Source organism: Hymenobacter arcticus (genome assembly GCF_054779975.1).
Genome location: NZ_BAAGXF010000013.1, coordinates 138,694 through 153,012 on the forward strand (window position 1 = coordinate 138,694; position 14,319 = coordinate 153,012).

Below are 14,319 nucleotides of genomic sequence, written 5' to 3' on the forward strand. Positions count from 1 at the left end.
TTCTACCCTTTTCCTTTTATGGCTTACCAACCCAACCCCGCCCGCTACGAGGCGATGGAATACCGCCGCTGCGGCCGCAGCGGCTTGCAGCTACCGGCCGTGTCGGTGGGCCTGTGGCAAAACTTTGGCGAGAAAGATGCGCAGGCCAACTGCCGCGCCATCCTGCGCACGGCCTTCGACGCGGGCGTAACGCACTTCGACCTGGCCAACAACTACGGCCCGCCCGCCGGCGCCGCCGAGGAGATGTTTGGCCGCCTGCTGCGCACTGACTTTCAAGCGTATCGCAATGAGCTAATTATCTCTACCAAAGCGGGTTACGGCATGTGGCCCGGGCCGTACGGCGACGGCGGCTCGCGCAAGTACCTGATGGCCAGCCTCGACCAGAGCCTGCGCCGCACCGGCCTCGACTACGTGGACATCTACTACCACCACCGGCCCGACACCGACACGCCCGTGGAGGAAAGCATGGGCGCGCTCGACGCGCTGGTGCGCCAGGGCAAGGCCCTGTACGTGGGTTTGTCGAACTACGGGCCCGCCGAGGCGCGCCGCGCCATTGCCGTGTTGCGCGAGCTGGGCACGCCCTGCCTCATTCACCAGCCCAAGTACTCGCTGCTGGTGCGCGACCCCGAGCAGGGCTTGCTCGACGTGCTGGCCGAGGAAGGCGTGGGCTGCATCCCGTTCTCACCACTGGCCCAGGGCCTGCTCACGGACAAGTACTTGCAAGGCACTCCGGCCGACTCGCGGGTGGCCCGCAACCTGGGCAACGGCGCGCTGGAAGAAAACCAGCTCACACCTGCCAACGTGGCCAAGGCGCAAAAGCTCAACGCCTTAGCGCAGGAGCGCGGCCAAACGCTGGCCCAGCTGGCCCTAGCCTGGGTGCTGAAAGACCCTCGCATTACGTCCGTCATCATCGGGGCCAGCAAGCCTCTGCAAGTGACCGATGCCGTGGGCAGCCTGGCCAACTATAAGTTCAGCGAAGCGGAGCTGGCGCGGATTGAGGAGATATTGAAGGGGTAGCTGTCCTGGTTCGCCCCCACGGGCACCCCACCCCCTAGCCCCCTCTGCCGGAGGATTCCGCGCATCAAGCGGCGGGGGGCTAGGGGGTGGGGTTAGCCAGGGAGGGCAAACTGAAACGTAAAATGCTTACGGTGAAGTAGCTAGCTTGGGAACGGGGGCGGCCAGACCAGGGGCCGCGATGGCTGGCGCAACAAACGGCGAGCCCGGCAGCAGGCGTAGCGTGGTATCGAGGCGCTGGGTGATGACGAGCTGCTTAAACTGGCGGCGCAGGGCTACCTGCTCCTGCCGCTGCTCCTGTTTTTGAAAGAGCTTGACGCGGTACTTGCTGCGGGGCGCGTCGCGGGTTAGGTTCACGTAGCTGAGCTTGGGGTCGTGGCGCGTGGTCGATTCGCCGGCCTGAATGCGGGTAATGCGCTTGCCGTTGTCGCCAAACAGGGCGTGCAGCGGGTTCAGCCCAACATAGAGGTTGGCGGGGCCATCAAGGTCGTAGCGGCCATTGATTTGCAATTCGGTGAGGTTGCTGTCGAGGCGCAGGTTGGGAATGAGCAGCTCGCCCCGGCTCAGCACAAACTCGGTGCTAACGGGCTCGAAAAACAGATGCTTCGTGCGCTTCTTGAAAAGTTTGAGCGCGTCTTGCAGGACATCTACATTTATCAGTTCCAGGTCGCGCAGGTCTACTTTGAGGTAAGCGTTGGTATTGTCGAGACTGGGAATAAACTTTTCGTCGAGGTCGGTGCGCAGGGCCACGGCAGCGCGCAGCGTACCTTTTATATTCTCCTTGCCCAACACATTAAGGTTCAAGGAAGTAGCCAGGTTGAAGAAAGTGGGTAACTGAATATCCTCTAGCAAAGCCTGCGCCCGCAGCGGGTGGTGCTGGCGGCCCGCGTTGGTGATGAGGCGGCCCCGTAGCGTAACGCGGCCCCCCAGGGTATTCACGGTGCATTCGTCGAGCATGGCTTCGCCTTCTTGCAAGTGCGTAACAAGTTGAAAATGATTGCCTTGCACCGCGCCGTAGCTCACGTGGTCGGCCTCCACACGAAGCAGGGCCGTGAAGCGGCCATCGGCGATGAGCGAGGTGGCGGGCGCGGCCCCCGGCTCCCGGCGGGCGGCCCGGCGCGACGCGCGCTGGGCCCGCAGGGCCTGCCGGGCAGCCGCCGAAGCAGAGTCGGTAGCGGGCGGGGCCACGCTGGCCAGCATGCGCAGCAGCTGGGGCACGTCGAGGCTGGGGTAGCGCAGGTGCAGATTGGCGTCGGCGCTCTCGATGCGTAGGCCCGCCACCTGCACCGTGGCCGAGCCGCTGCCTACGCCACCCTGCGGCGTGGTAAAGTACACGTAGGGCAGCCGCAAAATGGGGCCCTGCTTGTCGAAGCGTAGGCGCATATTGCGCAGGCGCTGGCCATCGGGCAGCACCAGCGAGTTGATTTCGTAGCTGAGCTTGCCGTTGGCAGCCAGCAGCAGCTCACGGATGGCGGGGCTGCCCGGCGTCTTCGTCGAGCGCCGGGGTGGCCGCGAAAGGCGCTCCAGGAGTGACTTATAGTTGAGGGTATCAAACTTAAAGTCAATATCATACGCCACGGGTACCACCCGCGCGGAGGAGTCGGTGAGCCACTGGGCTTCGCCGCGCACCTCGCCGTCCCAGAGCTTGCCCCGGATGCCGCTGAGCTTCACGCGCTCACCATCGTGGCGAATGCGCACGGCCAGCTCGCGCAGGGTGTCGGTGGCCAGGGCCAGCCGGTCGCAGCGCAGGGCCACGTCCAGCAGCATGCCGGGCGGTATCATGTGGCTGCCCAGGGTGGTGGCAATGCGGCGGCGGTCGGCCTGGTTGCGGCGCACGCGGTGGCTGGCTTGCTCGTAGGCCGAGCTGCCGGGCGAGGGCCGCAGCAGCTGCCGCAGGCTGCTCACGTCCAGCGCATCCACCGCGAAGCTGCCCTTGATGGTGGTGGTGGGGTGCTGGCCGGTGAAATAATCGAGTAGATACGTGGTAGTAGCCGAGGCCTTGAACTTCATGCCCGCCAGCACGCCCGAGGCATTCGAGAGCCGCCACAGGCTGTCGTGGAGGCCGATGCGCACGTTGAGGTTGCGCAGGCCGCTGTTATGGCCATTGAGCCGGAAGTCGGCGTTGAGCAGGGTGGCCGTGCCGCGCACCGACAAATTGCGCCGAAAGTCGCCGCGCCGCATCTGGCGCATGGCGGGCAGCAGGCCGTTGAGGCGCACATCGAGGTCGGCAATGCCCCGGCTGGCGTACCAGCGCTCGGGCGAGAGCAGCCCCATAAGGGCCGGCAGCTCGGTGCGCCCGTGCAAGCGGCCCTGAATGCGGGGGTGCTGAAAATCACGCATCAGGAAAGCCATGTCGAGCTGGCCGGCCGGCGAGTAGATGCGGCACTGGCTCAGGTTGAGCGACATCGTTTTGGGCAGGTGGGCGGGGCCGTTGTCGTAGGTGCCCTGCAAGTCCCAGCGGTCGATGCGCCGCGCCGAGTCGGGCCAGGCAATGCTGGCGCTGCGCAGGCCAAAGTGCAGCGTCACGCGGGGGCGCACCAGCGGCCCGCTCAGGCCCGTCATGCGGTACTCAATCTGGGCCTTGCTGGGGCTGCGGGCCCCGCGCAAAATGGGTTGCAGCGTGGGCGGCAGGGCGGCGTGCAGCACCGCCAGCAGCGGCTGGCTGCCCGCAAAGCGCAGGTTGAGCACGGTGCCGGCCGGCGGCTGGTTGCCCACGGCCACGGCCGCCGTGTGGGTGCCGCTGATGCGGATGGTGTCGCCGTTGAGCGTGGCGCGGGTGCGGGCAAAAACTCCCTGGCGCTTCTCAAAATCATAACTATAATTCAGCCAGGCATTTACAGGCTCGTTGGTGAGCAGGTCGCCGCTGCGGTTGTGCAGCTGCACCAGGCGGCCCGTGAAGCGGCCATGCACCGCCAAAATGCCCTTGCGCAGCGTAGCGGCCACCCGCGCCTGACGGATTCGGCCCCGCAAAATACTGTGGGTAAAGTCATTGCGGGTAAATATTCCAAAGTTGTAAATAACGATGGAATCGAGGGCCAGGTTGATGTTGGGCGGGGCGCTGGTGGGGGGGCGCTTTTTGCCTCGCAAGCCCCAGGTATGGCCCAGTGAATCGACGCGTTGGCCGATGGCCACGTCGTGCAGGGTGAGGCGCGTTACCTGCACGCGGCGGTGCAGCAGCTCGCGCAGGTTGAGGCGTAGGTCGGCGCGGCCCAGGCGCATCACGGGTACCGTGCGGTGGTGGGCCGTGTCGGTGAGGGTGAGGTGGCTGAGCGAAGCCGACAGGTAGGGAAAGTCGTTCCACACTGAAAAGTCTACCTCAAACGGAGCCAGCACCAGCTCCGAATTCTTGGTAAGCTGTTCACGCACAAGTTGTTTCACGTAGGGCCGGGCGTAGCGGCTGCTCAGCAGCCAGCCACCCAGCCCCAGGGCTAGCAGCAGAAGCAAAAAACCGACACCCAGCACGCGCCAGAGGGGAAACGACTTCATAACAGCAAGCTACACTAGCCGGGCTAATACGACCAGTAACACGCGCTACCGGCCGGGCGTTCGGCTGCATACGTGGCTACGGGCGTTTCAGCCGGCCGCCGGGCCGCCCCGGCTTGGGGGCGGCGGGGCTAAGTTTGCCCGGCTGGTTCGCGCGCCCACCACCCAAACCCCATCTTTGCGGTTGTTATTGTCGGCTAGCGCCTTCGCCCTTTTCTGCTGCTTTTATGAATCGTCGTGCTTCCATCACCGACCTGGCCAAGGCCCTGGGCCTGTCGGCTTCGACCATTTCGCGGGCCCTGGCCGACCACCACGACGTGAGCGAGGCCACCAAGGTGCGGGTGCGGCAGCTGGCCAAGGAACTGCACTACCAGCCCAACCCGCTGGCCGCTGGCCTGCGCCGGGGCCGCAGCAACACGCTGGGCGTGGTGGTGCCGCACATCACGGGCTACTTCTTCCCGGAGGTTATCCACGGCATTGCCAGCGAGGCCAGCGCGGCGGGCTTCAACGTCATGATTTGCCAGTCGGGCGAAAATGCGCAGCAGGAAAAGCAGATTGTGGAGCTGCTGATGGGGGCGCAGGTGGCCGGCATTCTGCTCTCCCTATCAGATGCCACCACCGATTTTGAGCACTTTGAGGCCGTGCGCCAGCAGGGCGTGCCGCTCGTGTTTTTCGACCGCTTGGTGCCGGGTTTCAAAGGCCCCAACGTAACGTCGGTGACGCTCAACGACTACCTCGGGGCCTACCAGGTAACCGAGCACCTTATCAAGCAGGGCTGCCGCCGCATTGCGCACTTCACGGGCCCGCTGCACGTCAACATTCACCAAAACCGCCACCAGGGCTACCTCGACGCGCTGGCCGCCCACGGCCTCACCCCCGACCCGCGCCTGGCGGCCTTCTGCGAGCTCAGCCAGCAGGGCGGGGCCGCCGCCATGCGCGGCCTGCTGCGCCTCTCGCCCACGCGCCGGCCCGACGGCGTATTCAGCTCCAACGACCTGGCCGCCGTGGGGGCCATGCAAGTAGCCAAGAAGCTGGGCTTCCGGGTGCCCGAAGACGTGGCCATCGCCGGCTTCAGCAACGAGGTATTCACCCAGCTCACCGAGCCCGCCCTCACCACCGTGGACCAGCGCTGCGAGCAAATGGGCCGCACCGCCGTGCAGCTGCTGCAAAAAATGCTGCCCAGCCCCGACCACAAAGCCACCACCCCGCGCGGCATCGTGCTCAAGCCCAAGCTGATAGTAAGGGATTCGTCGCAGCGCGCGGGGTAGGGCTCGTCGGATTTCGCGCGCAGTAAGGCTACGGTGTGGTGTTGGCTTAGTCCAGTGCGCCGGCGGGTACATCCAGCTTAGGCGGGAGCTTGGCCCAGCCCTCGGGCGGTGGGGGCGGCACGTAGTAAGGAATCGGCACCTGCTTATAGCCTTCGTAGTAACTGGGATTTTTGGTGGAGAACCGCACTAGGAAGCGAGTTCGGCCATTCACCAGGTCGCCGGGTTCGGTACCCTCATAGGTGGAATCGCCGACTTGGTAGGTAAAGTGAATAATACTCTCAGAATTGGGACCCACCACGTAGCTCGTACGGGTGACCTCCCCAACCGTATAGTGCGCGTAAGCTGCTATCTCGGCTCTTTCTTGGTTTTTTTGCCGAAATTCATAGATGAAAAGCGGTATTATTATCACTGGTACTGCTATGGCGAGCAAGGTTTTAAGCCGCTCTATTTGGTTGGTGAGAGGAGGCATAGCAGACTAGCTTATTTGGGTAAGTGCTTCTTCGCTTCCTCTGTGCCGTGTTTACGTATGGCTCCGGCAGCAGTCCGGTTGCCGGCTTCTAGTATGGCTGGTGAAGCGGGCTCAAGACCTGCTGCCAAGCGTGTACTAAGCCGCAAGCTAATTTGGTAACGCAGACCGCCAATAAGCTGCATTGCCTGCGGAGTTCTGTGCCAATCATCTAGGCCAGAAAGTCTGGTCGCTTGCCCAAAACCATAGTTGAGAAAAGAGTCACGAGCCAATTCGTAGTTTGAAACCCCACCATTGAAAACCGACCGATATCTCTGTTCAATGTCAAACTTGAATGCGGCCGAGCCAACCGAAGTAGTAACCAGTGGCAATCCGCTAGCTGAGAGGAAAGAAGATACCCAATTAATACGGCGAAAAGCTACTCTCATATCTCTGGTCTGGATAGTATACCCAATCTCCTGGCCTACCGCATTAGCCCCAAACCGAAGTAATGTTGCCTTCCACCCCAACCAACGCAGGGAAGAGTAAGCCGTAACTTCTTCAGCAACAACGGCGGTTACGCCCTCCACCGCGCCTACGACCGCTACCGCTCCGCCCACCGAGCGCACCACCGGGTCCAGGCGCACCATGAGGGCCATTTCGTAGGGCATGCTGGCTACGGTATTCAGCCAGAGGCGCTCTTCGGGCGTGAGGCCGGGGCGCATGGTGTACCGGGGCCGGGCAGCCAGCGCCGCCGCGTAGCGTTGGTGGGCGGTGAAGGCGGCCGTGTCGAGGCGCCCGCTGCGGGTAGCATCCTGCCGAGTACCGGCCGTGAGGTGGCGCAGCTGGCTAGCGCGGGTGGCTGCGTCGTGCACCCGCAGCGCATCGAGGTAGCGCTCGCCGCTGGCTACGGAGCAGGCCAGTGCTGCGCGCTGCATATCCTGGTAGCCAGGTAGGGTGGGGAGCTGCGGGCCCGTAGCCAGCCCTGGGCGTACCGGACCAAGTGGGGGGAGTGGATTGACGGGGCGACATAACGCTAGGTCTAGGTAAAACGAAGAATTGAGTTAACTACGTTTAGCTGGCCGCCCGCGGCTCACTTAACTCAGCATCTTGGCAAAGTTGACCTTGATTTTCAGCTGGAAATCGGCAATTACCTTGAAAATCTCCTTCAGTGTTACGCGCTCTACTTTGGTTAACTTCTTGGGGTCAAGATAGTTATCGGGCGAAAGCTTGTCGTGCATCATCTGGGTGGCCTGCTTCTTGAGGCGCATGCCCATGAGGTAGTAGTACGATTGCAGCAGCTCCTGGTATTCCTTTTCGGTGAACACGCCGAGCGTGCGCAGAGCGGCCAGGCGCTGGCCGGTATTGGTGGCAAACACGCGGTTTTTGAGGGCGAACACCCGCACCGCATCCACGATGGGCGACATGATTTTCTTGAGGTTCACCACCTGCTGGTCGCCCACGGCGAAGGTGCGGATGTTGTTGAAAAACGTGAGCGGCGGCTCGTACTGCAAGGCGTTGGTGGCCATGTAGTGCAAAAAGCGGTCGAGCGGCTTTTGCAGCTCGGTGTCCAGAAAGTCGCGCAGCTCATCCAGAATCGCGGGCTCGCCGTACAGAAAGCGGATGTCGAAAAACGCCGCGAAGCGCATCACATTCTCGGGGTTCGACTCGTGCAGCCACTCGGTATAGTTACGCTTCCAGTGCGAGAGCGAGTGCGTCCACTTGGGGTTTTTGGCCATGAGGCCACCGTCGCAAAAGCTGAACCCAATATCGTTGAGGCGGTCCGACACCTCGGTGGCGAAGCGCAGAAAATAGTCGCGCACCAGCTCGCGCTGCTCGTTGGCCCGGTCCTCGTAAATGATGGCGTTGTCCTGGTCGGTGAGCAGGGTTTGCTCCTGGCGGCCCTCCGAACCCAGCACGATAAACACGAACTTGGCCGGCGGCGGCCCCAGCTCGCGTATCACATCCTCAATGACTTTGAGAGCGATGGTATCGGCCACGGTCGTGATTACCTGGTTCACGATTTCGGGCTTCACGCCGCGGTCGAGCAGCTGAAACACGATGTCGGGCACTTTCTGCCAGTTGCGCCGCAGCTCGCGGCCGCTCACGGCCTGCTTCACCCCCTGAATAAACAGAAACGGCGACTGCGCCTGCTCGGCCAGCAGCTTGTTGCGCGAGATGAAGCCCAGGTACGCGCCGTCGGGCCCTTCGATGAGCAGGTAGCGCGTCTTGGTGCGGAACATCAGCAGCATGGCCTCGTACACAAACGCCTCGCTGCTGACGCTGCGGGTGGGCGAGTCGAGGTAGGTGCTGATGGGCAGGCGGGCATCGCCCAGGCCCGCTACCACCTTGTCGCGCAGGGTGATATCGGTGACGTAGCCCACTATTTTTTCGCCGGGCTCGTCCAGTATAAAGAAGCAACTGCTGCGGGCCTTGCCCATGCGCCGGGCCACCTCGTGGGTGGGCGTGGTGCCGGGGCAGGCCAGCACGGGGCGCAGCTCCACGGCAGCCATGCGGCGCGAAAACAGCTCGTCGGCGGCAATAAAATTTTGTGGGGCCTGCGGGCCGGGGTGCACCAGCTGGGCATACTCGTCGTCGAGCATCAGGCGACCGTAGCGGGTGGTAAAATGCTGAAAGAAAGCATCATACCCCAGGCACAACCCCCGGAAGTCGTTGCGGTGCAGGAAGTACACCCGCGTGCCGGCGCGGGCCTGCACCGTGCGCAGCGAGCGCTTTTTATTGAGCAGCACCGACACGCCGCCGTAGCAGGTGCCGGGCCCGTACACCTCGGGTAGCAGCCGGGCCTGCTGCCCATCGTAGAAAAACGTGTCGTAGCCGCCCTCCAGTATTAAATCGACGCCCCGCAGCTTGGTTTCGCCCTGCCGGTAGATGACGGCCTCGCGCGGGTGCGTCACCTCTTGCAGCAGCGCGGCAACCTCCTCCAGCACCTCGGGCGGCAGCAGGTCAAAGGGCTCAACGGTGCGCAAAAAGGCCAGGCGGGAAGTCATACTTGTGGTAATGCTACGCTTAATAAGCAATGTGGTGGCAAGTTACCTCGCTTGCTTGCCTGAAGGGTAACATACACGGTAAGCAGGCTGGCTGTGCCGCGCCAATTAGCTAATCGTCAGCGTATTCAAAGCTGGCATCCAGTTTATTAAACCCGATTACTTCGGTCATAATATTGCCAAGCTCCTTGGCGGTTAGCAGCCCCCACCTCGTTTCCGTGTACGAGCACTCGGTGTCCTCGTAGCTTATTAGTGGTTTCAGCAGCATATCAGCTAAAATGGCGCTTTGCTGGTCGGTTAAATATCGGCTGTGCGTTTTGAGGGTGGCCGCTAAATTCCGCCTGAATTCCTCCTCGCTGACTTGATTATACGTGTCTTGCTCAGCCATGTCAATGAGGATGCGGCGGAAGATAAAGTCCTGTAAATTCTTCGCTAAAAAAGTCGCTTCATTGGCATCATGCCACAGAAAAACAACCGGTATGTCGTTTGCTTGCTGCGCCGTAGGCAGCAAGCAAAAGCAGTCTCCGGCCCCGTTTTGGGCAAAGGCAATGAATTTATAATCCGGCTTGATTTGGCGGTAGTCATCTGGCGCAGCCAACTCCGCTGTTACTTCACTCGCTTGCTCCAGCGTGAGCAACTCAAAGTCGCTGCTGAATAAGAGGAGCGTCGGGTTGTCGCGCAGCTTCGGTAGCACGGTCGTTGCCCAATCGGGGCCGTATTGCCCCACGTCCAGCATGCCATCTTGGGCAAGCTGCTTGTACAAAGCGGGATACTCAAACCCATGCTGCTGCTCGATAGCGGAGGTTGTCACAGTAGAATATTGGGGAGAGGTTGCTGGTGTCTAGCTGAATGACAAGTGCTTGAGCTTCTATAAAAACGAGCGAGTCGAAACTGCGAATTTTCATTCGTTCACTCGCTCATTCACTCCCTGACTAAATCATGCCCAGCCAGTATTTCCAGAAGGGGCGGCGGGCGGCGGCCAGGGCAGCGTGGGTGGGGGGCGGCAGCAACTTGGGCTGGCTGGCCAGCACCTCGGCATCGATGTCGCCGGTGCGGCGCAGCTCGAAAAAGCACTGGGCGGTAGCTTCGGCATCGGCCAGGGCGTCGTGCTGGCGCAGCATGGGCCGGCCAAACTGCCGCTGGTACAAGTCGGCCAGGCGCAGGTACTGCTGGTGCAGCGGCTGCCAGAAGCGCCCGGTGAGGCGCATGGTGCAAAAAGTGCGCAACCCCAGCAGCGCATTGGAAAGGCCCGCACGGTGAAAGCTCACGCCCACCATGTGGTAATCCAGCTCAATGAAGTGCCCCACTACCAAAGGTTTATAGCGCAGCAGGTCTTCGTGCAGGCGCTGCATCACGGGTAGGCGCAGCTGGCCGTGCTCGTGCAAAAAAGCCAGCGTGAGGCCGTGCACCTGCATAGAAGCCGGCGTAATGTCGTAGTCGCTGGGTTTAATATAGTGGTTTTCCGTTTTCACCAGCTCGCCAGCGGCCGTGTAAATGAGCCACGCCACCTGCGCCACGTGCGGCCACGCGCCGGGCTCGGCGTAGGGCCGGCGCCAGTCGGTGGGTAGCCCCGAGGTCTCGGTATCGACGAAAAGTAAGTACTCAGCCACAGCGTAAAAGTAAGCGCTCAGCTTCAATGCGCCGGGCCGGGCTTGCCACCGCCGCGCGCTGCCCCTAGCTTCGCGGCTTATGACGCTTACCTGGCTTATCAAACCCTTCGACGCCCTCACCGTGCCCGAGCTGTATGCGCTGTTGCAGCTGCGCAGCGAAGTGTTCGTAGTAGAGCAAACCTGCCCCTTCCAAGACCTTGACGGCCAAGACCAAGCCGCCCACCACCTGCTGGGCTACGCCAGCACCGGTGAGTTGGCCGCCTACGCCCGGCTGTTTGGCGCGGGCATCAGCTACGCGCAGGCCAGCATTGGGCGGGTGGTGACGGCGCCGCGCTACCGGCGCTTCGGGCTGGGGCGGCAGCTGTTGCAACAGGCTATTGGGCAGTGTGATACGTTGTTTGGCCCGCAGCCCATCAAAATTGGCGCGCAGCTGTATTTGCAGGCGTTTTACGAAAGCTTCGGCTTCGTGCAGCAGGGCGAGGGCTACTTGGAAGATGGTATTCCGCATATTTACATGCTGCGGCCCTAGCGCAGTTTTATCGCAGGCAGGGTAAATGTAGAGACGCATCCTTGCGTTTGGGCGCTGTTTAGCGTGCTCGCCGTTGGTTACCCCACCAGACGACAGACGCAAAGATGCGTCTCTACACCCGCCGACATCCTGACTTTGAATGGTGCGCTGTTCTATCACTTGCAACGAGCCGCCGCCGGCGCTTATCTTGGTAGCTAGATAACGTGTTCTAGTGCAGCCCTATGCCGTTCGTACTCCCTCCATTGCCAGGGAAAAAGAAACCCGCCGCCACTCCTGGCCCGCCCGGCCCAGCCAGTGTTGGCAAAGCCGACGCCCTGGCTGCCCGCCGGGCGCGCCTGGAAGAAGCAATGGCTGCCACGGCCACCAAGCTGTTGCCCTTGGTGGCCCTGCTGGATGCCGTACAGGCCCAGGCGGCCAATGAGTCGGTGTTTCGGGCGCGGCGTAAGAAAATCCAGCTGCACCTGGCCGTGGCCTATGCCGAGCTGCGCGTGCCGCAGCCCCGCCGCCAGGCCCTCGCCCACGCCTTCCAAACCCTGGCCGAGCTGGTGCGCGAAGAAACCCGCGATATCAGCCCCGACGAGCTGCGCCAGGCTGCCAAGGAAGTAGCGCTGGCTACCCTTAAAAACGCGCCGGCGCTCATTAATGTGGCGCATCAGGCCAGGCTGCTCAAATAGATAACGACGCGGCTGAGGGGTGAGGGGCAGTCAGAACGATGGCCTTGGTTGAAAGTTTGGTACAAATATTCTAGGGGTTGCGTTGGGTTACCCGCTTCCCACTCGACGGGTAGCAATGTGGCCAAATCAAAGCGAGACGCTTCGGTTAGAGACTCGTCAGAAAAATCGCCTTCGCCTTGCGAATTGATATGCTGCCCGCTCACGGGTGACATCCGGGTGATGGCAGCGGTTAGCTGCCGCGCTTTCCTGCCGACGTAGCGAAACCGCCCATTTTGACCATAAAATCATACCATTGCCCAGCGGTTGCCCGTAAGTTAGTAGCACTTCAACACGCAAGACGAGTAGCTAACAGTCTGCACCTTATCCGGAAATTTTAACAAGCTGTTAATCAGATTAGTTTGTATTTCTGTATTGTTGCGGCGTCAGTCCTGTTTTGGTTTTAAAAACTTTGGTAAAATGGGAGGGATACTCAAAGCCAAGTTCATAGGCAATTTCACTAATTGATTTTTGCGTGCCCCACAAAAGCGATTTTGCCGTGTCAACTAGTTTGAGGTGAATGTGTTCTTGGGTTGATTTACCCGTGAACCTATTCAGTAAATCGGATAAATAATTGGGCGACAAATTTAAGTGGGATGCAAAAAACTTAACGTCAGGCAATCCGACGTTGACCAGGTTTTCCTGTGTAAAATAGTCATTTAATAAATGCTCAAAGCGTTGCACAATGTCTTTGCTTATTTTGCCTCTCGTAATAAATTGTCTATCGTAGAACCGGTCGCAATAATTCAGCAGTAGCTCGATATTACTCACAATCAATCCTTGCGTGTGCTTGTCAATATTTTGCAAGTATTCTCTTTCTATTTTTTCAATACAGTCTCTTAAAATCAATTTTTCATCCTCCGAGATATGCAAGGCTTCATTCGCCGCATAATCAAAAAAAGCGTATTGATTTATTTTTTTGCCCAGGGCCGTGCCGTTGATTAACTCAGGATGAAAAAATAAACCCCACCCTTCATCCATTTGTAGGTCGTGGCTTGCACTCACGACTTGATGCGGGGCGGTGAATATTAATGTGCCTTCATTGAAATCATAATGCGATTTCCCATACCTGAAAATACCTTCAAAGTGCTTGCAGGAAATGGTGTAAAACGCCATTTGGTAAAAGGCATCTGCTGCTACTACTTCAGGTTTTAGCTTAGTAAAATCAACCAATGAAATAAGCGGGTGCTTAGGTTTGTCATATCCAAACACCTTGTGTGCTTCACTTATAGATGTGAGTTCTACGAATTTATTTTTCATTGCCTATATTTTTCCTTAACGTTTACTTCAACATAGCCGCAAGGAGTAATTACAAACAATCCTTGCGGTTATGTTGCTATCTACATAGGATAAAAAATTCCTGTTGCTTCCTGGGCGGTGTGCCAAAGCCTTTCGGCTACCCTCGCGTCCAGTGCATTTTCCTGTAAGGTAGCTAAAGTGGGATAGCCTCTATAGCCTTCATCATCAGGCTCATACATATTGCCGCCGGTTGCTTCGATGACCACGGCGGCGTACAGCGTGGGCAAAGTGCCTTGCCAGGGTTCCATGAGGCCCCCAAAATGGTTTTGCATCGCAACAACGGCTTCGTCGGGCATGTGCCGGGCCAGGTCGGTGCCAACAGCTCCGGGTTGCGCGGCGATGGATACTGCCTGATGGCCAATGGCTTTGATTCTCCGGTCTAGCTCAAGGGAAAAGATAAGGTCGGCTAATTTGCTCTGCCCGTATTCCCGAACCGCGTCATAATCTTTTTCCAATCTCAGGTTATCGAAATCAAGGATGGCACCTTTGTAACCGAAACTAGTTAGGGTGACTATCCGGGCCCCCGGCGTTGCCTGAAGTAACGGGTATAGCAGGCCGGTGAGGGCAAAGTGGCCCAGAAAGTTTACGCCAAACTGCAATTCATACCCCTCGCTGATTTTGGCCGCCGGTGGTATCCCAACTCCGGCATTGTTGATTAATAAATGCAGCTGCTGATGTTGCGCACTAAAGGTTGCGGCAAACGCCCGGACGGATGCCAGGCTTGCCAAATCCAACACACCGATTTCCAAGGAGCCGGTGCCTTTCTCCGTTTCCATCTTAGCAATAGCCTGGCTTGCTTTTTTCCGGTCCCGGCAAGCAACGACCACCGTTGCTCCTGCCTGGTACAAGGCTAAAGCGGTTGCGTAGCCAATACCAGTATTGGCCCCGGTAACAATTGCTGTTTTTCCCGCTTGCGCAGGGATGTCTTTGGCCGTCCACATAGGGTGTTAGGGTTA

12 protein-coding genes are annotated in these 14,319 nt (G+C 59.8%); 4 read left to right on the forward strand and 8 right to left on the reverse strand.

The annotated features are described in order from the left end of the window. The first annotated feature begins 18 nt into the window (after window positions 1-18). Window positions 19-1,017, forward strand: a complete 999-nt coding sequence (mgrA, locus tag ACYVGC_RS19140) for an aldo-keto reductase family protein (RefSeq protein WP_460585462.1) — start codon at window positions 19-21, stop codon at window positions 1,015-1,017. A 126-nt stretch (window positions 1,018-1,143) separates the two neighbouring features. Here the strand turns inward: mgrA and ACYVGC_RS19145 are convergent, their stop codons facing one another. After that, entirely contained in the window at window positions 1,144-4,500 is a 3,357-nt protein-coding gene (locus ACYVGC_RS19145; RefSeq protein WP_460585463.1) for a hypothetical protein, read from the reverse strand. Between the two features lie 224 nt (window positions 4,501-4,724). On the opposite strand from ACYVGC_RS19145, the gene ACYVGC_RS19150 reads away from it, so the two are divergent. Next, window positions 4,725-5,765, forward strand: a complete 1,041-nt coding sequence (locus ACYVGC_RS19150) for a LacI family DNA-binding transcriptional regulator (protein WP_460585464.1) — start codon at window positions 4,725-4,727, stop codon at window positions 5,763-5,765. 46 nt (window positions 5,766-5,811) lie between these two features. Here ACYVGC_RS19150 and ACYVGC_RS19155 read toward each other — a convergent pair whose 3' ends face one another. The 5 genes from ACYVGC_RS19155 to ACYVGC_RS19175 all read right to left on the reverse strand — a co-directional run bounded on the left by ACYVGC_RS19155 (window position 5,812) and on the right by ACYVGC_RS19175 (window position 10,825). Next, entirely contained in the window at window positions 5,812-6,234 is a 423-nt protein-coding gene (locus tag ACYVGC_RS19155) for a hypothetical protein (protein WP_460585465.1), read from the reverse strand. An 11-nt stretch (window positions 6,235-6,245) separates the two neighbouring features. Further along, window positions 6,246-7,148: a hypothetical protein gene (locus ACYVGC_RS19160; RefSeq protein WP_460585466.1), complete on the reverse strand. Its 903-nt coding sequence runs from the start codon at window positions 7,146-7,148 to the stop codon at window positions 6,246-6,248. Between the two features lie 159 nt (window positions 7,149-7,307). Next, complete coding sequence (locus tag ACYVGC_RS19165; protein WP_460585467.1) at window positions 7,308-9,218, reverse strand: DUF294 nucleotidyltransferase-like domain-containing protein; 1,911 nt, start codon at window positions 9,216-9,218, stop codon at window positions 7,308-7,310. A 109-nt stretch (window positions 9,219-9,327) separates the two neighbouring features. Beyond that, window positions 9,328-10,026 carry an SMI1/KNR4 family protein gene (locus tag ACYVGC_RS19170; RefSeq protein ID WP_460585468.1) on the reverse strand — a complete coding sequence of 233 codons (699 nt, stop codon included), beginning with the start codon at window positions 10,024-10,026 and terminating at the stop codon, window positions 9,328-9,330. Between the two features lie 121 nt (window positions 10,027-10,147). Next, window positions 10,148-10,825, reverse strand: coding sequence for a 3'-5' exonuclease (locus ACYVGC_RS19175; RefSeq protein ID WP_460585469.1), 678 nt, complete (start codon window positions 10,823-10,825; stop codon window positions 10,148-10,150). Between the two features lie 79 nt (window positions 10,826-10,904). Between ACYVGC_RS19175 and ACYVGC_RS19180 the strand changes: the two genes are divergently transcribed. Next, window positions 10,905-11,354 (forward strand): GNAT family N-acetyltransferase, encoded by a 450-nt coding sequence (locus ACYVGC_RS19180; RefSeq protein ID WP_460585470.1) that lies wholly within the window; start codon window positions 10,905-10,907, stop codon window positions 11,352-11,354. Between the two features lie 221 nt (window positions 11,355-11,575). Continuing rightward, window positions 11,576-12,028 (forward strand): hypothetical protein, encoded by a 453-nt coding sequence (locus ACYVGC_RS19185; RefSeq protein ID WP_460585471.1) that lies wholly within the window; start codon window positions 11,576-11,578, stop codon window positions 12,026-12,028. Window positions 12,029-12,421: 393 nt separating this feature from the next. Here the strand turns inward: ACYVGC_RS19185 and ACYVGC_RS19190 are convergent, their stop codons facing one another. Further along, entirely contained in the window at window positions 12,422-13,324 is a 903-nt protein-coding gene (locus ACYVGC_RS19190) for a helix-turn-helix domain-containing protein (protein ID WP_460585472.1), read from the reverse strand. A gap of 80 nt (window positions 13,325-13,404) precedes the next feature. After that, window positions 13,405-14,304 (reverse strand): SDR family NAD(P)-dependent oxidoreductase, encoded by a 900-nt coding sequence (locus ACYVGC_RS19195; protein WP_460585473.1) that lies wholly within the window; start codon window positions 14,302-14,304, stop codon window positions 13,405-13,407. Window positions 14,305-14,319: the final 15 nt, after the last annotated feature.